We start from the raw sequence: 21,189 nt of genomic DNA on the forward strand, positions 1-21,189 counted from the left end.
CGGGCGGGCGTGCGAGGCGGTCCGGCTAGGCAATCGCGCCGGGGCCGTCAAGTTTCGCACTTCGCCCAGAGCGGCTATAGCGGGCCGATGCTGGACCGCTTCTACCTGCCGCTCCTTGGGCTTGCCGCCGCGGCCGCCGTCGCGCTGGCGATGGTCTGGCCGCAGGGGCTGGGCGACCGCTCGCCGGCGCCGTTCGGCCACGAGCCCGTGCAACGCACCGCCGAGATGCAGGCCCGGATGCAGCGCCAGCACGAAGCCGCCCAGCGCCGGGCGGAACAGGCGCGCCAGGCCGTCCGCAACATCCAGAACCAGGCGATCGCCCCCTCCCAATGACTCGCCATGACACCATCGCCGTCGGCCGCCGGGTGCTGGAGACGGAATCCGAGGCCCTCGGCCGGATGGCCGCCGGCCTGGGCGAGCCGTTCGCCGAGGCGGTGGAGATGCTGTTCCAGGCCCAGGATGCGCCAAGGAGCGGCCGCATCGTCTGCACCGGCATCGGCAAGTCGGGGCATGTGGCCCGCAAGGTCGCCGCCACGCTCGCCTCCACCGGCTCGGCGGCGATCTTCGTCCACGCCAGCGAGGCCAGCCACGGCGACCTGGGCATGATCGGGGCCGACGACGTGATCCTGGCGCTCAGCAAGACCGGCGAGACGCGCGAGCTGGCCGACGTGATCGCCTACGCCGCCCGCTTCCACATCCCGCTCATCGGCATGACGACGGCGCCCGAAAGCGCCCTGGGCCTGGCGTCCGACATCGTGCTCCAGCTTCCCGACGCGCCCGAGGCGGCCGCGGCGGTGAACGCGCCCACCACCTCCACCACCCTGCAGATCGCCCTGGGCGACGCCCTGGCCGTGGCGCTGCTGGAGCGGCGCGGCTTCCGGCCCGAGCAGTTCCGGGACTTCCACCCCGGCGGCAAGCTGGGCGCCATGCTGCGCACCGCCGCCGACCTGATGCACGGCCGCGAGGAGCTGCCGCTGGTGGCCCCCGGGACGCCGATGCGCGAGGCCCTGCTGGTGATGAGCGAGAAGCGCTGGGGGATCGTCGGCGTAGTGGATCCCCAGGGCCGGCTCCTGGGCGCCATCACCGACGGCGACCTGCGCCGCCACATCGAGGGCTTGCTGGACCACACCGCCGGCGAGGTGATGACGCCGGGCCCGAGAAAGACGGCCCCGCCGGGCATGCTGGCCGGCGAGGCCCTGGCCCTGATGAGCGATCCGCCTCCGGCGGTGACCGTCCTGTTCGTGGTCGAGGACGGCAAGCCCCTGGGCATCCTCCATGTCCACGACCTGCTGCGCGCCGGGGTGATGTGATCGCTCCTGCCCTGTCGCGAAGACGACGGGGGAGGAACCTTTCCCCGTTAAGCCTTCCGCAGTGGCCTCGCCATTAGGGGCGGGCTAGACACGCCCGACACGCCGTCCGCCCGGAGTCCTCATGCTTTCCGCCCCCCGCGCCGACCTGAAGCCCAACACCTTCGAATACGAGAACGCCCCGCTGGTGAAAGCGACCGGCTTCCGGGAATACGACGCGCGCTGGCTGTTCGGGCCCGAGATCAACCTGCTGGGCGTCCAGGCCCTGGGCCTGGGCCTGGGCACGCTGATCCACGAGATGGGCCAGACGCGGATTGTCGTGGGCCACGACTTCCGCAGCTATTCGCTGTCGATCAAGCAGGCGCTGACGATCGGCCTGGTGGCTGCGGGCTGCGAGGTGCTGGACATCGGGCTGGCGGTCTCGCCGATGGCCTATTTCGCCCAGTTCGATCTGGACGCGCCGTGCGTGGCGATGGTGACCGCCAGCCACAACGAGAACGGATGGACCGGCGTGAAGATGGGCGCCCAGCGGCCGCTCACCTTCGGCCCCGACGAGATGGGGCGGCTGAAGGAGATCGTGCTGGGCGGCAAGTGGGCCCAGCGGCCCGGCGGTTCGGTGGCCCACATCGCCGGCGTCGCCGAACGCTACATCGAGGACGCGGCCGCCCGGGTCAGCCTGAAGCGGCCCCTGACCGTGATCGCCGCCTGCGGCAACGGCACGGCCGGCGCCTTCGCGCCCCAGGCGCTGCGCAAGATGGGCGTCGCGAACCTGATCGAGATGGACTGCGAGCTGGACTGGACGTTCCCGAAGTACAATCCGAACCCCGAGGACAGCGTGATGCTCCACGCCATGGCCGCGGCGGTGAAGGACCACGGCGCCGACCTGGCCCTGGGCTTCGACGGCGACGGCGACCGCTGCGGCGTGGTGGACGACGAGGGCGAGGAGATCTTCGCCGACAAGATCGGCCTGATGCTGGCCCGCGACCTGTCGGCCCTGCACGGGGACGCGACGTTCGTGGTGGACGTGAAGTCCACGGGCCTCTTCGCCACCGACGAGGTGCTGAAGGCCAACGGCGCCAGGACGGTCTACTGGAAGACCGGCCACAGCTACATCAAGCGCAAGACCGCCGAACTGGGCGCCCTGGCCGGCTTCGAGAAGAGCGGCCACTTCTTCATGAACCCGCCGATCGGGCGCGGCTACGACGACGGGCTGGTGGCCGCCGCCGCCATCCTGGCCATGCTGGAGCGCAACCCGGGCAAGAAGCTCAGCGACCTCAAGAAGGCCCTGCCGGTCGCCTGGACCTCGCTGACCATGAGCCCGCACTGCGCCGACGAGGAGAAGTACGGCGTCGTGGACGACGTGGTGGCCGAGTACACGGCCCTGCGCGACGCGGGCGGGACCATCCTGGGCCGCAGGATCGTGGACCTGGTGACGGTGAACGGCGTGCGCGCGGCGCTGGAGGACGGCTCGTGGGTGCTGGTGCGCGCCTCGTCCAACAAGCCCGAGATCGTGGTTGTGGTGGAGAGCACGCAGTCCGAGGACGACATGCGCGCCCTGTTCCGCGACGAGGTGAAGCCCCGCCTGGCCAAGCGGCCGCAGGTGGGCGCCTACAATCAGGAGATCTGAGCGGTCAGAGAGCGAGACGCGGGATCGCCACGAGGTGGCGGGCGTGTTGTTGCCGAGGTCTGCAATCGACCCCGTTGCGGACCTTGGCCCCAGATTCTCAAATCTGAACGTCATCGCCGGGCTTGTCCCGGCGATCCATGTTTCCGCCGCCGCTATGCTGTGCGGCGGGCCGCCCCCTGGCGGCCCGCACCCGCTGCCTCGCCGCCGAGGGATGGATCCCCGGGACGGGGCCCGGGGATGACGAGCAAGGAGAGAGGAAGAGGCGCGGACGTCGCCTCTCCACCCCTCGCCGAACCTTGAGCCCGATCAGATCGCGGGCTTCGCGTCCGTCTTCGGGAAGTCGTCGCCCTTGAACAGCAGGCCGTCGCCTTCGCGCTCGGCCAGAGCGTAGGCGAAGCAGTCGCCGAGGTTCAACGGGCCGCCGACGCCTTTGCCGAAGCGTGCGAAAGCCCCATAGGCGAGATGAGCGTCCAGCGCGCCGACCTCTGCGACCTGAACACCGAGGGCGGAGACGATGTTGAGCGCGCGGTTGGCGCCTGGTTCCTTGGCTTCCTTGTGGGCCCGAGCCAGGACTTCCCAGTAGTTGACGGGGGAAATCAGCGACGGGTTGGCCTCGAGGACGCGTCGGAATGCATCGGCTTCAGGCTCGTCAAGGAGGATCGCAAGCAGCGCCGAGGCATCGACCACGATCACTTGGGCACGATCACTTGGGAAGGCCATAGTCGTCGTAGAGGTCGTCGTCGGCGAGCGTCTCGCCCGTCTTCGGGAGCGCCCGAAACTCGGCGAGCAAACGGTCCACTTCGCGCCTGCGATCCTCTGGACTTCGGACACGCCTGGCGCGTTCCGCCACAAGCCGCGCCCCTTCCGCGACCACCTTCGTGATCGAAAGGCCCGTCAGCGCGGCGGCCTCGCGGACCTCCCGGACGGCGTCGTCATTCCTGATCTGGATCGGCTTTGTCATGACGGGATGCAATTTATCATGATCGCAGGTTCTTCACCATCGGCCCGCAAATTGCTGCACCGCGATACCGTTGTGCCGTTGCGGCGCGGGCGCCTGCGTGGTGAAAGGCGCTGCCTTCCAGGGAGTTCTTGAATGCGCGTGGCGATGATCGGGACGGGCTATGTGGGCCTCGTCAGCGGGGCCTGTTTCGCCGACTTCGGCCACACCGTGACCTGTATCGACAAGGACGCCTCCAAGATCGAGCAGCTCAAGGCCGGCGGCATCCCCATCTACGAGCCGGGGCTGGACCAGCTGGTGGCCAGCAACGTGAAGGCGGGCCGCCTGTTCTTCGACACCGACGCCACCCAGGCGATCCGCGAGGCCGACGCGGTGTTCATCGGCGTGGGCACCCCGTCGCGGCGGGGGGACGGCTACGCCGATCTCTCCTACGTCTACGCCGCGGCCGAGGAGATCGCGGGCCTGGTCCAGGGCTTTACCGTGGTGGTGACCAAGTCGACCGTGCCGGTCGGCACCGGCGACGAGATCGAGGCCATCTTCAAGCGCGTGCGGCCCGACGCCGACGTGGCCATCGTGTCGAACCCCGAGTTCCTGCGCGAGGGCGCGGCCATCGAGGACTTCAAGCGGCCCGACCGCGTGGTGGTGGGCACGACGGACGAGCGCGCCCAGGCGGTGATGCGCGAACTGTACCGCCCTCTGTACCTCAACGAGACCCCGATCCTGTTCACCAGCCGCCGCACCAGCGAACTGATCAAGTACGCCGCCAACGCCTTCCTGGCGCTGAAGATCACCTACATCAACGAGATGGCCGACCTCTGCGAGGCGGTGGGCGCCGATGTGCAGCAGGTGGCCAAGGGCATCGGCCTGGATGGCCGGATCGGCGGCAAGTTCCTGAACGCCGGCCCCGGCTATGGCGGCTCGTGCTTCCCGAAGGACACCATCGCCCTGGTGCGCACCGCGCGCGACGCCGGCTCGCCCGTGGAGCTGGTGGAGACCACCATCAAGGTCAACGACGAGCGCAAGCGCGCCATGGCCCGCAAGGTGGTCAAGGCGCTGGACGGGGACCTCAAGGGCAAGACGGTCGGCGTCCTGGGCCTGACCTTCAAGCCCAACACCGACGACATGCGCGACGCGCCGTCGCTGGCCATCGTGCCGTCGCTGCAGGACAAGGGCGCCCGGGTCCAGGCCTACGACCCCGAGGGCCACGAGGCGCGCGCGCTGCTGTCGGACGTCGACTTCAAGGACGATCCCTACGCGGTCGCCGAGGGGGCCGACGCCCTGGTGATCATCACCGAATGGGACCAGTTCCGCGCCCTGGACCTCGACCGCATCAAGCTCCTCATGAAGAAGCCGGTGCTCGTCGACCTGCGCAACATCTACAAACCCGCGGACATGCGCGCCCGCGGCTTCCAGTATCTCAGCGTCGGGCGGAGCTGAGCCTGCGCAGCAGCGCAGGCGGAGCCGACTGTCAGAAGCCCAGGCCGGGGGTGTGGAGAACGCGCTCCACGATGACCGCGGCGCCGGCCCAGAAGGCGGCTCCGAGAAGTCCCACGAAAGCCAGGCACGCGATCGAGCGGGCCGGCCGCTCGATATGCCGCGCAGCGCCACCAAGGGCGAGATCACGCCGCATGAAATCCTCCCAAGTTCCGTCGTGCTCACCCATGTCGAGCCGGGTGATTGTGTCCACGATGACACAAGGATTCAGGAATGGCTAGGGTTACGGGCGCCGGCGGCTCGGGGGAACGCGCGCTCCGGCGTCGCGGCATGGCGGGCCCCGAACCCCGGGGTCGCGGGGGCGGCAATACGGCTCTGCCGCGCGCGAGGAGGACGTCGGGAACGCCGGGGTCCGTGAGGGTCCGCCGCGAGGGTCCGCCTTCAGGCGGCGGCCTTCTTCACGGCGCCGGCGATCTCCTCGACCACCTGGCTCACGAGCTTCGCGTCGTCGCCCTCGGCCATGATGCGGATGAGGGGTTCGGTGCCGGACGCCCGGATGACGAGGCGGCCCGAGCCGTTCAGGCGCTGTTCGGCCTCGGCGACCACCTGCTTCACCACGTCGTTCTCCAACGGCTTGCCGCCTGAGAAGCGCACGTTCTCCAGCAGTTGCGGCACGGGTTCGAACTGCCGGGCCAGCGCGCTCATCGGCCGGTCGCCCTCCTTCAGGACGGCCAGCACCTGGAGCGCGCAGAGCAGGCCGTCCCCCGTGGTCGAGAAGTCGGACAGGATGATGTGGCCCGACTGCTCACCGCCCACGTTGTAGCCGGCCTCGCGCATGCGCATCATGACCGCCCGGTCGCCAACCGCCGTGCGCTCGAGCTTGAGCTGGCGGTCGGCCAGGAAGCGTTCGAGGCCGAGGTTGGAATAGACCGTGGCGACCACGCCGCCGCCCCGCAACCGCTGGCGGCGGGCCCATTCGCCGGCGATGATGGCCATGATCTGGTCGCCGTCGACGACCTGGCCCCTCTCGTCGCAGATCACCAGCCGGTCGGCATCGCCGTCCAGGGCGATGCCGATGTCGGCGCGATACTCCTTCACCGCCTTCTGCATGGCGGCGGGATGGGTGGAGCCGCACTCCTCGTTGATGTTGCTCCCGTTTGGCGCGACCCCGACGGGAATCACCTCCGCCCCCAGCTCGTAGAGGGCCGCAGGCGCCACCTTGTACGAGGCCCCGTTTGCGCAATCGATCACGATGCGCATGCCCGACAGGTTGAGCCGGCGCGGGAAGGTGGCCTTGGCGATCTCGATGTAGCGGGCCTGGGAATCGTCGATCCGCTGCACACGGCCCAGCGCCCCCGGCGCGGCCAGGTTCTGCTCCAGCCCCTCGTCCATGCGGGCTTCGATCGCCAGTTCCTGCTCGTCCGAGAGCTTGTAGCCATCCGGCCCGAACAGCTTGATGCCGTTGTCGGTGTAGGCGTTGTGCGACGCCGAGATCATGACGCCCAGGTCGGCGCGCAGGCTCCGGGTCATCATCGCCACGCCGGGGGTCGGCAGGGGGCCGAACAATCGCACATCCATGCCCACGCTGGTGAAGCCGGCGACCAGGGCGGGCTCGATCATGTAGCCGGAAAGCCGCGTGTCCTTGCCGATCACGACCAGGTGACGCCGGTCGTCCTTCGACATGAAGAGCTTGCCGGCGGCCATGCCGACCCTGAGGGCCACCTCGGCCGTCATGGGATGGCGGTTGGCTTCGCCGCGAATGCCGTCAGTGCCGAAGTAGGCGCGCTTGCTCATGGGATAATCTGCCGGAAATGCTCTGGAAACGAACCGAAACCCAGATTTAGTCCATGTGGCCTTTGCTAATGCTAAAGGCGCCGGTCACGGGGTGACCGCACCGGATTCGCCCTTACCATATAAGGAAGCCCAGGCCACATGTGCGGTATCATCGGCATCGTCGGCACGCATTCGGTGCAGGAACGGCTCATCGAGAGCCTGAAGCGGCTGGAGTACCGCGGATATGATTCGGCCGGCGTCGCCGGGATCATGGGCGACGATGTCGTCCGGCGGCGCGCCGCGGGCAAGATCAGGGCGCTCGAGGAGGTCCTGGCCGCTGATCCCCTCTCCGCCACGGTGGGTATCGGGCACACCCGCTGGGCCACCCACGGCGCCCCCACCGAACGAAACGCCCATCCTCACAGGGCCGGCCGGGTGACCCTGGTCCACAACGGCATCATCGAGAACTACGCTGAGATCCGAGAGCGCCTGGCGGCCGCCGGGCGGACGTTCGAGAGCGACACCGACACCGAGGTGATCGCCGCCCTGCTGGACCACGAACTGTCCACGGGCAAGGCGCCGCTGGAGGCGTTCACGGCCGCGCTGGACCAGCTTGTCGGCGCCTATGCGCTGGGCGTGCTGATCGCAGGAGAGGATGGCCTCGTCCTGGGCGCACGTCGCGGGAGCCCGCTGGTGGTGGGGTATGGCGACGGCGAGATGTTCATCGGCTCAGACGCCCTGGCCGTAGGTCCCTTCACGAACCGGGTGTCGTACCTGGACGAAGGCGACTACGTGGCCATCCGCCACGGCGAGGCCCGCATCTTCGACCAGTCCGGCGCGCCTGCGACGCGGCCCGTCCGAGTCGTGCCCGCCTCTGCGGCCCTGGTCGAAAAGGGCAACTATCGCCACTTCATGGAAAAGGAGATCCACGACCAGCCGGAGGGGTGCCAGCGTACCGTGGCCGCCTATGTGGACGCCACCACGGGCCGCACGGCCGTGCCGGGCGGGATCGACTTCGCCAGGCTGGAACGCATCCAGATCGTGGCCTGCGGCACCGCCTTCATCGCGGGCCTGTTGGGCAAGTACCTGATCGAGCAACTCGCCGACCTGCCCGTGGATGTCGAGATCGCTTCGGAGTTCCGCTACCGCCAGCCCGCCCTGCGCCCGGACTCGCTCGTGATCGCCGTGTCCCAGTCCGGCGAGACGGCCGACACCCTGGCGGCCCTGCGCTACTGCCAGGCCAAGGGCATGAAGAGCGCCGCCATCGTGAACGCCCAGGAATCCACCATGGCCCGCGAAGCCGACGTGGTCTGGCCCATCCACTGCGGCCCGGAGATCGGCGTGGCCTCGACCAAGGCCTTCACGGCCCAGGTCAGCGTGCTGACGGCGCTTGCGGTCGCCGCGGCCCGCGCCCGCGGCCGGATCGACGAAGCCGAGGAGCAGCGGATGGTCCGCCTTCTGCTGGAGGCCCCTCGCCTCATCGCCGAATCGATCGAGCTGGAGGATGCGGTCCGCGCCGTGGCCCAGGAGGTCGCGAAGGCGCGGGATGTCCTCTACCTGGGCCGCGGGCCGATGTACGCCCTGGCGCTGGAGGGCGCGCTGAAGCTGAAGGAACTGAGCTATATCCACGCCGAGGGCTATGCGGCGGGCGAGCTCAAGCACGGCCCCATCGCCCTGGTGGACGAGCAGACGCCCATCGTGATCCTGGCGCCTTTCGACAGCTACTTCGAGAAGTCGGCTTCCAACATGAACGAGGTGATGTCGCGCGGCGGACAGGTGGTGTTCATCACGGACTCCGAAGGCGAACGGCACGCGCCGAAGGGGGCCCGGGTGGTGGTGACCGCGCCGCGATGCGACCCGCTGATCGCGCCGCTGGTCTATTCGCCGCCGATCCAGCTGCTGGCCTATCACGTGGCCGTGCAGAAGGGCGCCGACGTGGATCAGCCGCGGAACCTGGCCAAGTCGGTGACCGTCGAATAGCGCAAAGGAAAACGGCCGCCCCGGGCGGGACGGCCGTTCCAGAATTCCGAGCCGGTCCGATCGTCCGGCTTACTTCGCAGGCTCGGTCGCCGGCGGGGCGGCCATCATCGAATCGGTCGCGGGAGCCGCATCCGCGGGCGCCGCGGCGTCGGCCGGCGGGGCTTCGACGGCCGGTTCGGCGGCGGCGTCGACAGGCGCGGCGTCGGCGGCCGGAGCCGCTTCTTCCTTCTGTTGGCAGGCGGCCAGGCCAAGGGCCATGACGCCGGCGGCGGTGATCGTGAGCACGCGAAGCTTCATGTACAGGCTCCCCTGGGGGTGAATCCCCCGACGGCGGGGACGTTACACAACTTCCCGTAATCTCAAAATCGTGATGGGCTGACGTACCGCAGAAGCGCGCGCTGCGGCGGCGGATCGCTTTAGGGGAGCGCCCAGGTGGCGTGCGGAGGACCCATGAACAGGCAGGTGAAGAAGGCGGTGCTGCCGGTGGCGGGCCTCGGCACACGCGTTCTGCCGGCTGGCAAGACCACCCCGAAGAACCTGCTGAACGTCGTCGACCGCCCCATCCTGAGCTACATCGTCGAGGAAGCCCGCGCGGCGGGAATCGAGCACCTGGTCTTCATCGTCGGCCGCGGCCAGGCCGCCATCGAGGACTATTTCGACGCCATCCCGGAGATCGAGCAGGCCCTGGCCGCCAAGGGCAAGGTCGACATCCTGGAAGACCTGCGCCGGGATCTGCCCGAGCCGGGACAGATGAGCTTCATCCGCCAGATGGCGCCGCTGGGCCTGGGTCACGCGGTCTGGTGCGCCCGCCACGTCATCGGCGACGAGCCTTTCGCGGTGATGCTGCCCGACATGCTGATGCAGGCCGACCCGCCCGCCCTGGTCCAGGCGGTGGAGGCCTACCAGAAGACCGGCGGCAACGTCGTCGTCGTCGAGCCGGCCCCGGAGGGCGAGGCGCACAAGTACGGGATCGTCGCCCTGGAAGGTCAGAACGGCCGCCTCAACCGCATGGTCGGCATGATCGAGAAGCCGCCGCCTGGGACCGAGCCGTCGAACCTGTTCATCTCGGGCCGCTACATCCTGCAGCCTGAGATCTTCGGGATTCTGGAGACGCAGGAACGCGGCGCGGGCGGGGAAATCCAGCTCACCGACGGCATGGTGAACCTCATGAAGACCCAGCCCTTCCACGCCCTGGAGTACGAGGGGACCACCTACGACTGCGGAGACAAGATCGGCCTCCTGCGCGCCAATGTGGCCTTCGCCCTGGCGCGACCCGACCTGGGCGACGCAGCCCGCAGGGCCATCGGGGAGCTGCTGTAGGGGCGAACAGGATGCGCCTCTTCCTCTTCGGTTACGGCTTTTCCGGTCGGGCGCTGGCCCTTCGGCTGGCCGCCCGGGGCTGGACCGCATGCGCCACCTACAGGGACGCCGAAGGCCGGAGCCGCATCGCCGCCGACGGGTTCGAGCCTCTGGACCTCGCCGACCGCAATGCGCTCACGGAGGCGCTCGGCCGCTCCAGGGCCCTGCTGATCACCGCGCCGCCGGGGCCGCAGGGATGCCCCGGACTCAACACGCTCGTCGGGCCGATGGCCGAGGCCGGGGCCTTTCCCGACTGGACCGGCTATCTCTCCACGACCGGGGTCTACGGCGACCGCAGGGGCGGCTGGGTCAGCGAGCGCAGCCGGCTGGCCGCCCAGTCGGTGGAAGCGGCCCGACGGGTCGGCGCCGAGCGCGACTGGCTCGAAGTGGGGCGCGGCATGGGCCTGACCGTGACCGCCTTTCGCCTCCCGGGCATCTACGGTCCCGGCCGCTCGGCCTTCGACCGGCTGCGGGCGGGCCAAGCGCGCCGGATCGCTGCGCCCGGCCAGGTGTTCTCGCGCATCCACGTGGACGACCTGGCCGCCGGCCTGGAGGCGTCGATCGCCCGGCCGCGCGCGGGAGCGGCCTACAACCTGTGCGACGACGAGCCCGCGCCCAACAGCGACGTGATCGCCCACGCCGCCGGACTGCTGGGCCTGGCGCCGCCGCCGGAGACGGCGCTGGCGGACGCGGGCCTCTCCCCGGCGGCCCTGCGCTTCTACGCCGAGAGCAAGCGCGTCTCGAACGCCCTGGCCAAGGCCGAGCTGGGCTGGCGGCCGGCCTATCCGACCTATCGCGAGGGCCTGGCGGCGATCCTGGCGGCCGAGCGCCGGCCCTAGGCCAGCTCATCCACCGCCGCGATCAGGCGGGCGATGTCCTGCGGCCGCGACAGGCGGTGGTCGCCGTCCCTGACGAGGGTGAAGACCACGTCCTCGCCCTTCAGCGCCTGGGCCAGCTCCAGCGCGTGGCGCCACGGCACGTCGGGGTCCTGACCGCCCTGGAGCACGCGCACGGGAACCGCGATCGGAACGGGCTGGCCGTCCAGGATCGACCAGCGGGCGCCGTCCTCCAGCAGGGTGCGCCGGATCGGATAGGGGTCGCCATACTCGGAGGGGCGCATCCAGACACCTTCGGCCGCCAGCGCCGCACGACCCTCGGGCGGGATCTCCGGCGCCATCAGCTTCTCGGTGAAGTCCGGCGCCGGCGCGATCAGCACCATGCCCGTCACGCGCTCCGGCCGCGCCAGGGCGGCCAGGCAGGCCAGCCAGCCGCCCATGGAAGACCCCACCAGCACGACGTCACCCGTCGTCAGTTCGTCCACGACGGCCAGGGCGTCCTCGCGCCACCGGCTGATCGTGCCGTCCGCGAAGGCCCCCGAGGATTCGCCATGCCCCAGGTAGTCGAACCGCACATAGCCGCGGCCCGACGCCAGCGCCCAGTCGGCCAGGGCCTGGGCCTTGGTTCCCGTCATGTCCGACATGAACCCCCCCAGCCAGACCACCGTAGGCCCGGCGCCGTCCACGCGCTTCCAGGCCAGGCGCTCGCCGTCCGGCCGCGGGAGGTGTCCTTGCGTCTCCATGTCTACCGTTTCCGCGTCCCTCGCCGTCATGTCCAGGCCCCCGCCATGATGGATGCGGCCGCCCGACCGGAGCTTGCCGGCTAGTTCGCCGCCTTCCACGCGCCGTCGATCCGGGACACGCTGGCCCATTCGCCCGGTCCCAGCATGACGGCGGCCGTCTCGCGACGGATCACCACGCGGCGCGGCGATTTCAGGCGCCGGATCATCTCGGCCGCGAAGCGGGGCGCCTGCTTCATCATCTCCGGCGGGGCCTGGCGCAGGCCTTCCGCCGCCGAGGGCGTGGAGAGCGCCGCGACGGCGTCCAGGTCGCGGCGGCCCAGCGCCTCGGCGCGCGCCCGCAGCACCTTCACCGGCTCGGACGCGGCGGCGGCCGCGCCCTTCAGGTCGGCCTCGACGGGGTTGGTGAAGACCGGCGCGCTGAAGCCGAACGCCATGTCGTCGCTGACGGCGGGGCTGAGCTCGCCGACCACACGCGTGGCGCTCACCTCCAACCGGGACCAGAGCCCCTCGCTGCTCGAAAACGTCGTGTTCATCAGCGAATAGCCCGGCTCGGGAGCCGTCAGGACCGTCACGACCAGCGACTCCCGGTCGGCGGGGTCGAAGCGCAGCAGGAGGCCCTTGAGCTCCCCCTTCGTCGCCATCGACCACACCGGCGGGAAGGCGAGGCCGCACAGGGCCGAGGGCGGGACCGGGCGGTCCGAGAGGAGGACGCGCAGGCTGTTCTCGCTGTCCTCGAAGCCCTCGGCGTTGTCCACGGCCAGGGCCAGGGCATGGCTGAAGCCGAACCCGTCCTCGCCGCCGTAGCGGCCGGTGGCGGTCCCGGCGTCGAGGGCGAAGGCGCGGCCCGCCGCCATCGCCGCGCCCAACGCCAGGAGGTCGCGCCGGCGCATCATGCGGCCCTCTGCGGCATGCCGGCCCTGGCGGCCGGGCGGGCGCGCATGACCTCGGCCCAGCGGGCGACGTGCGTCAGGTCGTCCGGCATTGCGAACTTGACCATCCGCCCGAAGTCGACGCCGATGTAGGCCACGATGTCGGCGATGGTCAGGCGGCCGGCGGCCAGCCACTCGCCCTCGGCCAGGCGGCGGTCCAGCACCTTCAGCGCCCGGCGGCAGGCGTCCAGGTTGTGCTCGCCGATCACCGGGACCTGCTGCTCCAGCCGGCCCATGGCGGGGTGGGTGTGGCGCACGCCCACCATCATCGGCGTGGCCACCATCATCTCGGCGCGGCGGGTCCACATCTCGATCACGGCCGTCTCCTCGGGCGTGCGGCCGAAGAGGTTGGGCTCGGGATAGCGGCTTTCGAGATAGCGGCAGATGGCCAGCGATTCCGTGACGCAGGTCCCGTCGTCCATCTCCAGCATCGGCACGTTCGGCAGGCCGGCCTTGGCGATGTAGTCCGGCGTCTTGTGCTGCCCCTCCATGAGGTCGAGCGTGACGACCTCGATGTCGCCGATCCCCTTCTCGGCCATGACCCAGCGCACCCGGCGGGGATTGGGCGCAAGCGGCGTGTCGTAGATCTTCATGCGGGTCTCCTCACCTCGGTGGAACCTAACGCCCCTGCCGGCCGGTGAGGCAAGCGTGCTGGACACAGACGGGCGTGGCGCCTACCACTCGCAAGGCAATGACAACCTGGAGGCGATCGACGTGGGGGTTCAGATCGGCTTGGCGGGGCGGATCGGAGGGCTCGTCCGCCGCGCGCTCCGCAGCCGGAGCTCGTCGGGCCAGCTCGACCTCAAGGCCTCGTACGTCGCCTTCGTCGACGACCTCAAGGCCCGACTTCCCAACGACCGGGCGATGGAACTGGCCATCGGCGACGGCTTCGACACTATCGGGCCGATCGAGGCCGGACTGATCGCGCACTACGGCCTGCCGCCGGACGACGGCTATCTGATAGATGTGGGCTGCGGCTCGGGCCGCCTCGCACAGCCGCTGGCCCGGACGCACAGGGGCCGCTACCTGGGGATCGACCTGGTGCCCGCGCTGGTGGAGCACGCCCGCAAGATCACGGAACGGCCCGACTGGAGCTTCAAGGTGATCGACCACATCGGCGTCCCCGAGAAGGACGGCCAGGCCGACATGGTCTGCTTCTTCTCGGTGCTCACCCACCTGCTGCATGAGCAGAGCTACTGGTATCTGGAGGAGGCGAAGCGGGTGCTGAAGCCCGGCGGAACGGTCGTCTTCTCGTTCCTGGAGTTCCACGAACCCGGGCACCTGCCGATCTTCCGCGCCACCCTGGAGGGCGCCAAGGCCAGGACCAAGGCGCCGCTTAACGTCTTCATCGAGCGCAACGCCATCCGGGTCTGGACCAGCGAACTGGGGATGGAAATGGTCGAACTGCGCGACGCGGGCGACGCCATCGTCCCGCAGGGCGCGCTGGGACAGTCGATCTGCGTGCTGCGCAAACCCGTCGGTTAGACCCCGAACAGGCTGGCCGGCAGCAGGCCCACGATCGAGGCCGTCAGGCAGGTGGCCAGGAAGCCCGCCAGCATCGCCTTCCACACCATGCCCACGATCTCGTTGCGCCGCTCGGGCACCAGGACCGAGTAGCCGGCGAGGTTGATCCCCACGGAGGCGATGTTGGCGAAACCGCATAGCGCATAGGTCATCAGCACACGGCTGCGCGGCGCCATGTCCTCGACCGGGATGCCGCCCATGGTGATGAAGGCGGTGAACTCGGTCAGCACCAGCTTCACGCCCAGCAGCGAACCGGCCTGGGGCGCGTCGTGCCACGGCACGCCGATGGCCCAGGCCAGCGGCGAGAAGAGGATTCCCAGCCCGCGCTCCACTGACAGCGGCGCGCCGCCCACCTCGCCGAAACTGCCGAGGATCATGTTGACCATGGCCGTCAGCGCCACGAAGACGATCAGGGTCGCCCCCACGTTCAGCATGATCTGGAGGCCATCCGTCGTGCCCTTGATGAGGGCGTCGATCGAGCTGTCGTACTTCTTGGCGGCCAGGGGATCGTAGGCCTGGGCCTGCTCCACCGCGTCGTCGCGGGGCACGATGATCCGGGCCAGCAGCACGCCGGCCGGAGCCGAGACGATGGAGGCCGTCAGAACGTGGGCGGCGGCGTTGGGCAGCACGTCGGCCAGGATGGTCGCGTAGGCCACCATGGTGGAGCCCGAGACGCAGGCCATGCCCACGGCGATCAGCATGAACAGTTCCGACCGCGACAGGCTGGGCAGATAGCTTCGGATGAAGATCGGCCCCTCCACCTGGCCCATGAAGACCGTGGCGGCCGTCGCCAGCGCCGGCGGGCCGCGCAGACCCATGGTGCGCTCGAAGACGACGCCGAACGCCTGGGTGATCCAGACCAGGATCTTCCAGTGCCAGAGCAACGCCGCCAGGGCGCAGACCACCAGGATCACCGGCAGCACCCGGAAGGCGAACACGAACATCGCGCCGGGATCGGTGAGTTCGTAGGGCTGGTTCGGCGTTCCGGCCAGGAAGCCGAAGACGAAGGCCACGCCCGCCTGGGTCGACCTGGCCAGCCCGTCGACCGCCACACCCACGCCGCCCAGGCCGGCCCTGAGCGCCGGCAGGCCGAACAGGGCCAGGACCAGCAGCGCCTGGACCAGCATGGCCCCGATGGCGAGCTTCCAGGGAAAGCGGCGGCGGTTCTCCGAAATCGCCCAGCATACCCCGAGCACCAGGGCCACCCCGACGAGGCTCTGGGCGTTTTCCGGTCCGAACATGCATCCCCCGATAGGCCGCCGGTCCGCAGCCTCAGACCGTCCAGTCCACGCCGAAAGCGCAGCGAGCGCAAGGGTGTCGCCTGCCCGCGGGCGCGTCTGCCTAAGTCGGCGGCGCGGCCGTTTCGCCATCGGCCCGGCCTGCCCGGACGGACGCCTCCGAGGCCAGGACGCCTGCCAGGACCAGGCTCAGGGCCAGGACGTGATAGGCATGGAACGGCTCGCTCAGGAGCACGACGGCCAGCAGGGCGCCGAAGACCGGCACCAGGTTGATGAAGAGGCCGGCGCGCGCGGCGCCGATCAGGCCGACCGCGCGCATGTAGAACACCTGCGCCAGGAAGGACGGGCCCAGGGCGACGAAAGCCAGGATCGCCCAGCCGGCCGGGGTGGGTCCGACGGACCGGCCCAGGCCGGCTTCGAGAGCCGCCAGCGGGATCGAGGTGACGAACGCCCCGGCCGCGAGCCCGGCGAAGAACCAGAGGCCGCCGCCCGGCGGCTGGCCGCGCAGGGCGAGGGTGTAGCCGGCGTAGAGGACGCACGCCGCGAGCATCAGGAGATCACCCGGATTGAACCGGAAGCGGAGAAGCTGGGCCGGGTCGCCGTGGGTCGCCACCAGCGCCACGCCGGCGAGGGTGACCACCAGCCCGAGGACCTGGCCTCGCCGGATGTCGGCGCCCTGGAACATCGCCGCCCCGGCGATGACGAAGATCGGGATGGCGCCCTGGAGAAGGGCGATGTTGACCGCGCTGGTCAGGTGTCCCGCCCCGTACATCAGCGCATTGAAGGCCGTGAAGCCCAGGGCGCCGAGGGCCAGGATCGACCGCCACCGCGCCCTCAGTTCCGCGCCGTGGCGCAGGACGGCGCGTCCCGCGAAGACGCCCAGGATGGCGAGGACAAGAGTCCACCGGCCGGCCGTGAGCAGCATGGGCGAAATCTCGCCCACCGCGGCGCGGCTCACCACCGCGTTGCCGCCCCAACTCAAGGTGGTGACGACGAGGAGCAGGTAGGCCTGGCCCGCAGCCCCGCGCAGGACGGCCGGCCCGCCTGAAGGCGGGGGGCGGTGATCGGGACTGGGCGGCGACGGTGCGATGAGCGGCCAGATACCGCGCCCCGCGCCGGACAGCCAGGGGCGGCTTCACCGGGCCGCCGCGCCGACCCCGTTCAGGCGGGGTCGGCGTCCTGGCCCGTATCCTGGGCCGCGGGCCTGACCGCGCGGCTGGACCGGCCGTCCAGACCCACCGGCACGTCGCCGGCGAGGGTGACTCGCCGCATCACCCGGCGCTGGTCGCCATAGTCGTCGACCGCGTAGTGCTGGGTGGCGCGATTGTCCCAGATGGCCACGTCGCCCTCGCGCCAGCGCCAGCGGACCGTGTTCTCCAGCCGGGTGACATGATCCTGGAGCAGCGCGAGCAGAGCCTGGCTGTCGCGTGTGGAAAGCCCAACGAACGACTTGACGAAATGGCCGAGCACCAGCGTGGGCTCGTCGGTCACGGGGTGGATGCGGACCACGGGATGCTCGGTCTCGAAGATGGTCGAGGCGAAGACCGAGCGGTGGCGCTCCAGACGGGCGGGGTCCACATCCGCCCGCGTGGCGGCGTAGTCATAGGCGTTGGTGTGGATGGCTCTGAGAGGGTCGACCAGCCGCTTGAGCGGCGCCGGCAGGCGCGCATAGGCCGCGGTGGCGTCGGCCCAGACCGTATCGCCCCCGCTCGCGGGGCTGGTCACCGCGCGCAGGATCGAGGCGGCCGGATAGTCGGGCACGAAGGTGACGTCGGTGTGCCAGGAGTTCGCCCGGCCGCCGTGGGCGCTGTCCAGTTCGAGCAGGTACGACGAGCCGTCGCGCACGGGCACGGTGGGGTGGGGCACGGGCCGGCCGAGACGGGCCGCGAAGGCCTCCTGGGACGCGTCGTCGAGATGATGCTGGTCGCGGAAGAACAGCACCTTGTGGCGATAGAGGGCGTCGAGGATCGCCGCGGTCTGGTCCTCGTTGAGGTCCGGCGTCAGGGTGAGGCCGCTCACTTCGGCGCCGATGCGCCCGCCCACGGGCGCAACCTCGAGCTTCGTCGTGTGGAAGAGATAGCCGTCGGCGCTCATGGCGCGTCTCCTGTGTCCGGGCGGCGGGTCGGAAGCGTCCTGGTTCGACGAAGATCGGCGCCCGCCAGGCCGCGCCCCTCGCCCTGCGACGCCGCGAGGCGGCATCGCCGGACTAAATTCCTATTGGTCTAGTAGATTTTTGATATCCAGAAATTCTGATCGCGGCGCCAGGGGTTGCGCGGCCCGCCTGCGCTCGCCCCCGGACCTGAAGGCTTGCGCCTGTCGGGAAGCGAATCCGCGCGGGGACCTCAGGCCACGGCGCGCAAGCGCTCGGGATCGCACACGGTGATGCGCCCGTAGGCCAGTTCGATCAGGCCGGCGCGCTCGAAGCCCCGGAGCGTCCTGTTCGCCGTCTGGCGTGAGACGCCGACCATGGCGGCGAGGTCTTCCTGGCGCACCTGGACCTGGGCGCGACCGGACGCGCGCGCCGCACCGGCCAGAACGCGGGCCAGGCGCACGGCGATCGGCTGCGCGATGGCCTGTCCCATGAAGGTCAGCGCCGAACGCTGCCGCGAACAGACGAGGCGCCCGAGGTCGCGGTAGATCAGGGGGTGTGCGGCGGCGACCTGTTCGAACGCGGCCAGCGGCACATGCAACAACTCGGCAGGGCGGACCACCACCGCGTCGTGCGGGCGCGGCCCGCCGTCCAGGACCGACAGTTCGCCGAACCACGCGCCGGGGGCCAGGATCATGGCCACCGACTCGATGCCCACCGCCGGATACGAGACCAGTCGGACTTCGCCGCCCACCACCGCCCAGAGACCGTCCGGCGGATCGCCCACGCCATAGACCCGCGCGCCGGTCGGGGCGCTGCTGGAACGGGCCCGGTCGAGCAGGGCCTGACGGCGGCCCGGCGCCAGGCTGGTGAACCAGGGGTCGGAGATCGTCATCGCGGCCGACATGGGAAGATCATCGGCGCCGACCCCCAATTGTCAAATCGGCGACAATCTTCAGGCGTCACCCGTGCCATGGTGCGAGGAACACACGCAGGAGTTCCGCATGCTGACCGCGCTGAAGACCGACGCCCCCTCGATCCGGGATCAGGTCTCGGAGGAGGAATGGGCCCTGCGCGTCGACCTGGCCGCCGCCTACCGCCTCGTGGCCCACTACCGCTGGGACGATCTGATCTTCACCCATCTCTCGGCCCGCGTGCCGGGCCCCGAGCACCACTTCCTGATCAATCCGTACACGCACATGTTCGACGAGATCACCGCGTCGTCGCTGGTGAAGATCGATGTGGACGGCAACCGGGTCATGGAGATGCGCCAGCCGGTGAACAAGGCCGGTTTCGTGATCCATTCCGCGATCCACATGGGCCGCGACGACGCCCATGCCGTGATGCACTTGCACACGCCGCACGGTCAGGCGGTGTCGGCCATGGCCGAAGGGCTGATGCCCCACACCCAGACGGCGATGATCGCGCGCCACGACGTCGCCTATCACGACTTCGAAGGCATCGCGACCGACCTGGACGAGCGCGAACGGCTGGTGGCGGACCTGGGGACCCGGAACGCCATGATCCTGCGCAACCACGGCACCCTGACCGTGGGCGAGACCGTGGCCCAGGCGTTCCTGCGCATGTACTATCTGGAGCGCGCCTGCGAAGCGCAGGTGATGATGCTGACCGCGGGCCGGGACGGCCTCTACAACCCGCCCCAGGGCGTCGCCGAGAAGGTCGAGACCCAGACGAACGGGCCGGGAATGAAGCGGCTGGCCGAAGGCCTGGCCTGGCCCGCCCTGCTTCGGAAGCTGGACCGGATGGACCCGAGCTTCCGCGACTGAGCCGGCGGCCGGCCGCCCCGGACTCGGGGCGCCTTCCGAAGGACCTCCCGGTCCCCCGATCAGGACGGGGGGAGGGCCGGCTCCGGCTGGGGCGCCGTCCGCCGGCGGGCGCGGGCGGCGACGGCGAGTACGATCGCCGACACCAGCGACGACAGGATCGAGCCGCCGATCACGCCCAGCTTGACCGCGACCTGCTCGGGTGAGTCCGCCGCGCCGGGAAACGCCAGCGCGCCGATGAACAGGCTCATGGTGAAGCCGACGCCGCACAGGATCGCGACGCCGTAGAGCTGGAGCCAGGTGGCGCCGGTGGGCCGCGCCCCGATGCGCAGGGCCGAGGCCAGCCAGGCGGCGCCGAGCACGCCGGCCTGCTTGCCGACAAAGAGGCCGAGCGCGATGGCCACGACCAGCGGCGAGAGCATCTGGCCGGGCGAGAGGCCGGCGAACGAGACCCCGGCCTTGGCGAAGGCGAACAGGGGCAGCACCAGGAAGGCGTTGTACGGATGCAGGTCGTGCATCGCGTCCCTGAGGGGGCTCTGCAGGGTCCCGCGCCTCGGCTCCACGGGGACGATGCCGGCGAAGGCGACAGCGGTCAGGGAGGTGCTGAGCCCGGCCTGGATGGTCAGCCACCATACGGCGGCGAAACCCAGGCTCCAGATCGGGGCCGTGAGCGGGACGCGGCGCCCGACGACGGCGATGACGGCCATCAACGCGCCGGCGGCGACCAGGGGCGGCCATGCCACCCCCTGGCTGAACAGGAGCGCGATCAGGACGATGGCGCCCAGGTCGTCGACGATGGCGAGCGTGAGCAGGAACACCCTCAGCGAGGGCGGCAGGCCCCGCCCGACCAGGGCGAAGATCGCGAGCGCGAAGGCGATGTCTGTGGCCAGGGGGATCGGCCAGCCCGCGTGCGGCGCGCCGATCAGCCCCGACAGGGCCAGATAGACCAGCGCCGGCCCGACCATCCCGCCCAGGGCGGCCAGGATCGGCGTGGCGAGGCGGCGGGGATCCCGCAGTTCGCCGCGGAGGATCTCGTATTTGATCTCCAGGCCGACGACGAGGAAGAACACGGCCATCAGGCCGTCCTTGATCCACTCCGAGACGGTCAGTTCGAGGCGGAGCGGCCCGATCTCCAGGGCATGCACGCCCTTCAGCCAGGCGAAGTAGTCCGCGCTCCAGGGCGCATTGGCGCAGACGAGGGCGGCCAGGGCGGCGAGGCCCAGGGCCAGACCCGAGGCGGTTTCGGTCTTCAGGAAATCGAGCGTGAACCTGCGGGTCACGAAAACCTCCGCGGAAACGGGATGAATTCGCGACGCCAGGTTATCGACGGGCGTCGGACCGGGTTCGCCTGCCTGATCGGACGGCGCCGGCCCGGCATGGAGGCGCGCCTCCAGCCTGATCTCTGCGCCGCAAAATACGGGCGGGACGGAAGGGGTTCAAGGCCGCGTGGTTTTTGGGACGGCAGGCGCCGCGCCGCTGAATCCTGGCCAAGAACCCACACGAAAACCACGAACGGGCGAGTCGCTCCCGAGCCTCCGCGCGAGCGGAGGCTCCGTCATGTCACCGCGGAAGACGCGGAAAGGCGCGGAAATCGCACCTTCGCCTTCC

Annotated in this window: 22 protein-coding genes; 9 read left to right on the forward strand and 13 right to left on the reverse strand. The window is 70.2% G+C overall.

Annotated elements, in window-relative coordinates; translation table 11 throughout:
* Positions 1 to 87 precede the first annotated feature (87 nt).
* The 3 genes from WG212_RS14180 to WG212_RS14190 all read left to right on the forward strand — a co-directional run bounded on the left by WG212_RS14180 (position 88) and on the right by WG212_RS14190 (position 2,934).
* Positions 88 to 333, forward strand: a complete 246-nt coding sequence (locus tag WG212_RS14180) for a hypothetical protein (protein WP_337187759.1) — start codon at positions 88 to 90, stop codon at positions 331 to 333.
* The gene (locus WG212_RS14185) at positions 330 to 1,310 is read left to right on the forward strand and encodes a KpsF/GutQ family sugar-phosphate isomerase (protein ID WP_337187760.1); all 981 of its coding nucleotides are present in this window, start codon (positions 330 to 332) and stop codon (positions 1,308 to 1,310) included. Before WG212_RS14180 ends, WG212_RS14185 begins: the two co-directional genes overlap by 4 nt.
* 121 nt (positions 1,311 to 1,431) lie before the next feature.
* Positions 1,432 to 2,934 carry a phosphomannomutase/phosphoglucomutase gene (locus WG212_RS14190; protein WP_337187761.1) on the forward strand — a complete coding sequence of 501 codons (1,503 nt, stop codon included), beginning with the start codon at positions 1,432 to 1,434 and terminating at the stop codon, positions 2,932 to 2,934.
* 306 nt (positions 2,935 to 3,240) lie between these two features.
* Here WG212_RS14190 and WG212_RS14195 read toward each other — a convergent pair whose 3' ends face one another.
* Together WG212_RS14195 and WG212_RS14200 are read right to left on the reverse strand one after the other, a co-directional pair.
* The gene (locus WG212_RS14195; RefSeq protein WP_337187762.1) at positions 3,241 to 3,627 is read right to left on the reverse strand and encodes a type II toxin-antitoxin system VapC family toxin; all 387 of its coding nucleotides are present in this window, start codon (positions 3,625 to 3,627) and stop codon (positions 3,241 to 3,243) included.
* Between the two features lie 10 nt (positions 3,628 to 3,637).
* Positions 3,638 to 3,895, reverse strand: a complete 258-nt coding sequence (locus WG212_RS14200) for a type II toxin-antitoxin system VapB family antitoxin (RefSeq protein ID WP_337187763.1) — start codon at positions 3,893 to 3,895, stop codon at positions 3,638 to 3,640.
* Positions 3,896 to 4,027: 132 nt separating this feature from the next.
* Here WG212_RS14200 and WG212_RS14205 point away from each other — a divergent pair, with 132 nt between their 5' ends.
* The gene (locus tag WG212_RS14205) at positions 4,028 to 5,329 is read left to right on the forward strand and encodes a UDP-glucose/GDP-mannose dehydrogenase family protein (protein WP_337187764.1); all 1,302 of its coding nucleotides are present in this window, start codon (positions 4,028 to 4,030) and stop codon (positions 5,327 to 5,329) included.
* A 31-nt stretch (positions 5,330 to 5,360) separates the two neighbouring features.
* Here the strand turns inward: WG212_RS14205 and WG212_RS14210 are convergent, their stop codons facing one another.
* Both WG212_RS14210 and glmM read right to left on the reverse strand, forming a co-directional pair.
* A complete protein-coding gene (locus WG212_RS14210; RefSeq protein WP_337187765.1) occupies positions 5,361 to 5,522 on the reverse strand; it encodes a hypothetical protein in 162 nt (53 codons plus the stop codon).
* Between the two features lie 245 nt (positions 5,523 to 5,767).
* Positions 5,768 to 7,120, reverse strand: coding sequence for a phosphoglucosamine mutase (gene glmM / locus WG212_RS14215; RefSeq protein WP_337187766.1), 1,353 nt, complete (start codon positions 7,118 to 7,120; stop codon positions 5,768 to 5,770).
* A gap of 138 nt (positions 7,121 to 7,258) precedes the next feature.
* Here glmM and glmS point away from each other — a divergent pair, with 138 nt between their 5' ends.
* On the forward strand, positions 7,259 to 9,079 hold the full coding sequence (gene glmS, locus WG212_RS14220; RefSeq protein WP_337187767.1) for a glutamine--fructose-6-phosphate transaminase (isomerizing): 1,821 nt from the start codon (positions 7,259 to 7,261) through the stop codon (positions 9,077 to 9,079).
* A gap of 69 nt (positions 9,080 to 9,148) precedes the next feature.
* Here glmS and WG212_RS14225 read toward each other — a convergent pair whose 3' ends face one another.
* Complete coding sequence (locus WG212_RS14225; protein ID WP_337187768.1) at positions 9,149 to 9,376, reverse strand: hypothetical protein; 228 nt, start codon at positions 9,374 to 9,376, stop codon at positions 9,149 to 9,151.
* A 153-nt stretch (positions 9,377 to 9,529) separates the two neighbouring features.
* Between WG212_RS14225 and WG212_RS14230 the strand changes: the two genes are divergently transcribed.
* Together WG212_RS14230 and WG212_RS14235 are read left to right on the forward strand one after the other, a co-directional pair.
* Positions 9,530 to 10,399 (forward strand): UTP--glucose-1-phosphate uridylyltransferase, encoded by an 870-nt coding sequence (locus WG212_RS14230; protein ID WP_337187769.1) that lies wholly within the window; start codon positions 9,530 to 9,532, stop codon positions 10,397 to 10,399.
* 11 nt (positions 10,400 to 10,410) lie between these two features.
* Positions 10,411 to 11,277 carry an SDR family NAD(P)-dependent oxidoreductase gene (locus WG212_RS14235; RefSeq protein WP_337187770.1) on the forward strand — a complete coding sequence of 289 codons (867 nt, stop codon included), beginning with the start codon at positions 10,411 to 10,413 and terminating at the stop codon, positions 11,275 to 11,277.
* Here the strand turns inward: WG212_RS14235 and WG212_RS14240 are convergent.
* The 3 genes from WG212_RS14240 to WG212_RS14250 form a co-directional block, all read right to left on the reverse strand.
* Complete coding sequence (locus WG212_RS14240; RefSeq protein WP_337187771.1) at positions 11,274 to 12,017, reverse strand: alpha/beta hydrolase; 744 nt, start codon at positions 12,015 to 12,017, stop codon at positions 11,274 to 11,276. The two genes, WG212_RS14235 and WG212_RS14240, sit on opposite strands and share 4 nt — an antisense overlap.
* An 80-nt stretch (positions 12,018 to 12,097) precedes the next feature.
* Positions 12,098 to 12,910, reverse strand: a complete 813-nt coding sequence (locus tag WG212_RS14245) for a hypothetical protein (protein ID WP_337187772.1) — start codon at positions 12,908 to 12,910, stop codon at positions 12,098 to 12,100.
* The gene (locus WG212_RS14250; RefSeq protein ID WP_337187773.1) at positions 12,907 to 13,539 is read right to left on the reverse strand and encodes a glutathione S-transferase family protein; all 633 of its coding nucleotides are present in this window, start codon (positions 13,537 to 13,539) and stop codon (positions 12,907 to 12,909) included. The genes WG212_RS14245 and WG212_RS14250 overlap by 4 nt, the downstream gene beginning before the upstream one ends.
* Before the next feature lie 55 nt (positions 13,540 to 13,594).
* Between WG212_RS14250 and WG212_RS14255 the strand changes: the two genes are divergently transcribed.
* Entirely contained in the window at positions 13,595 to 14,431 is an 837-nt protein-coding gene (locus tag WG212_RS14255; protein ID WP_337187774.1) for a class I SAM-dependent methyltransferase, read from the forward strand.
* On the opposite strand, the gene WG212_RS14260 is transcribed toward WG212_RS14255, so the two are convergent.
* From WG212_RS14260 to WG212_RS14275, 4 genes are all read right to left on the reverse strand, one after another.
* Positions 14,428 to 15,711, reverse strand: coding sequence for a nucleoside transporter C-terminal domain-containing protein (locus tag WG212_RS14260; protein WP_337187775.1), 1,284 nt, complete (start codon positions 15,709 to 15,711; stop codon positions 14,428 to 14,430). The genes WG212_RS14255 and WG212_RS14260 overlap by 4 nt on opposite strands.
* A gap of 100 nt (positions 15,712 to 15,811) precedes the next feature.
* Positions 15,812 to 16,831, reverse strand: a complete 1,020-nt coding sequence (locus tag WG212_RS14265) for a DMT family transporter (RefSeq protein WP_337187781.1) — start codon at positions 16,829 to 16,831, stop codon at positions 15,812 to 15,814.
* A 38-nt stretch (positions 16,832 to 16,869) separates the two neighbouring features.
* Positions 16,870 to 17,802 carry a TauD/TfdA family dioxygenase gene (locus WG212_RS14270; RefSeq protein WP_337187776.1) on the reverse strand — a complete coding sequence of 311 codons (933 nt, stop codon included), beginning with the start codon at positions 17,800 to 17,802 and terminating at the stop codon, positions 16,870 to 16,872.
* 248 nt (positions 17,803 to 18,050) lie between these two features.
* Entirely contained in the window at positions 18,051 to 18,704 is a 654-nt protein-coding gene (locus tag WG212_RS14275; protein ID WP_337187777.1) for a Crp/Fnr family transcriptional regulator, read from the reverse strand.
* Between the two features lie 97 nt (positions 18,705 to 18,801).
* Between WG212_RS14275 and WG212_RS14280 the strand changes: the two genes are divergently transcribed.
* The gene (locus WG212_RS14280; RefSeq protein WP_337187778.1) at positions 18,802 to 19,584 is read left to right on the forward strand and encodes a class II aldolase/adducin family protein; all 783 of its coding nucleotides are present in this window, start codon (positions 18,802 to 18,804) and stop codon (positions 19,582 to 19,584) included.
* 59 nt (positions 19,585 to 19,643) lie between these two features.
* Here WG212_RS14280 and nhaA read toward each other — a convergent pair whose 3' ends face one another.
* The gene (gene nhaA, locus WG212_RS14285) at positions 19,644 to 20,861 is read right to left on the reverse strand and encodes a Na+/H+ antiporter NhaA (protein WP_337187779.1); all 1,218 of its coding nucleotides are present in this window, start codon (positions 20,859 to 20,861) and stop codon (positions 19,644 to 19,646) included.
* Between the last annotated feature and the right edge of the window lie 328 nt (positions 20,862 to 21,189).

The organism is Phenylobacterium sp. (assembly GCF_037189685.1).
Taxonomy (GTDB): domain Bacteria; phylum Pseudomonadota; class Alphaproteobacteria; order Caulobacterales; family Caulobacteraceae; genus Phenylobacterium.

Excerpts from the sequence above, each read along its gene's own strand:
- WG212_RS14180 (WP_337187759.1), top strand. The coding sequence starts at position 88 with ATGCTGGACCGCTTCTACCTGCCGCTCCTTGGGCTTGCCGCCGCGGCC.
- WG212_RS14185 (WP_337187760.1), top strand. The coding sequence starts at position 330 with ATGACTCGCCATGACACCATCGCCGTCGGCCGCCGGGTGCTGGAGACG.
- WG212_RS14190 (WP_337187761.1), top strand. The coding sequence starts at position 1,432 with ATGCTTTCCGCCCCCCGCGCCGACCTGAAGCCCAACACCTTCGAATAC.
- WG212_RS14200 (WP_337187763.1), bottom strand. The coding sequence starts at position 3,895 with ATGACAAAGCCGATCCAGATCAGGAATGACGACGCCGTCCGGGAGGTC.
- WG212_RS14205 (WP_337187764.1), top strand. The coding sequence starts at position 4,028 with ATGCGCGTGGCGATGATCGGGACGGGCTATGTGGGCCTCGTCAGCGGG.
- WG212_RS14210 (WP_337187765.1), bottom strand. The coding sequence starts at position 5,522 with ATGCGGCGTGATCTCGCCCTTGGTGGCGCTGCGCGGCATATCGAGCGG.
- glmM (WP_337187766.1), bottom strand. The coding sequence starts at position 7,120 with ATGAGCAAGCGCGCCTACTTCGGCACTGACGGCATTCGCGGCGAAGCC.
- glmS (WP_337187767.1), top strand. The coding sequence starts at position 7,259 with ATGTGCGGTATCATCGGCATCGTCGGCACGCATTCGGTGCAGGAACGG.
- WG212_RS14225 (WP_337187768.1), bottom strand. The coding sequence starts at position 9,376 with ATGAAGCTTCGCGTGCTCACGATCACCGCCGCCGGCGTCATGGCCCTT.
- WG212_RS14230 (WP_337187769.1), top strand. The coding sequence starts at position 9,530 with ATGAACAGGCAGGTGAAGAAGGCGGTGCTGCCGGTGGCGGGCCTCGGC.
- WG212_RS14235 (WP_337187770.1), top strand. The coding sequence starts at position 10,411 with ATGCGCCTCTTCCTCTTCGGTTACGGCTTTTCCGGTCGGGCGCTGGCC.
- WG212_RS14240 (WP_337187771.1), bottom strand. The coding sequence starts at position 12,017 with ATGGAGACGCAAGGACACCTCCCGCGGCCGGACGGCGAGCGCCTGGCC.
- WG212_RS14245 (WP_337187772.1), bottom strand. The coding sequence starts at position 12,910 with ATGATGCGCCGGCGCGACCTCCTGGCGTTGGGCGCGGCGATGGCGGCG.
- WG212_RS14250 (WP_337187773.1), bottom strand. The coding sequence starts at position 13,539 with ATGAAGATCTACGACACGCCGCTTGCGCCCAATCCCCGCCGGGTGCGC.
- WG212_RS14260 (WP_337187775.1), bottom strand. The coding sequence starts at position 15,711 with ATGTTCGGACCGGAAAACGCCCAGAGCCTCGTCGGGGTGGCCCTGGTG.
- WG212_RS14270 (WP_337187776.1), bottom strand. The coding sequence starts at position 17,802 with ATGAGCGCCGACGGCTATCTCTTCCACACGACGAAGCTCGAGGTTGCG.
- WG212_RS14275 (WP_337187777.1), bottom strand. The coding sequence starts at position 18,704 with ATGTCGGCCGCGATGACGATCTCCGACCCCTGGTTCACCAGCCTGGCG.
- WG212_RS14280 (WP_337187778.1), top strand. The coding sequence starts at position 18,802 with ATGCTGACCGCGCTGAAGACCGACGCCCCCTCGATCCGGGATCAGGTC.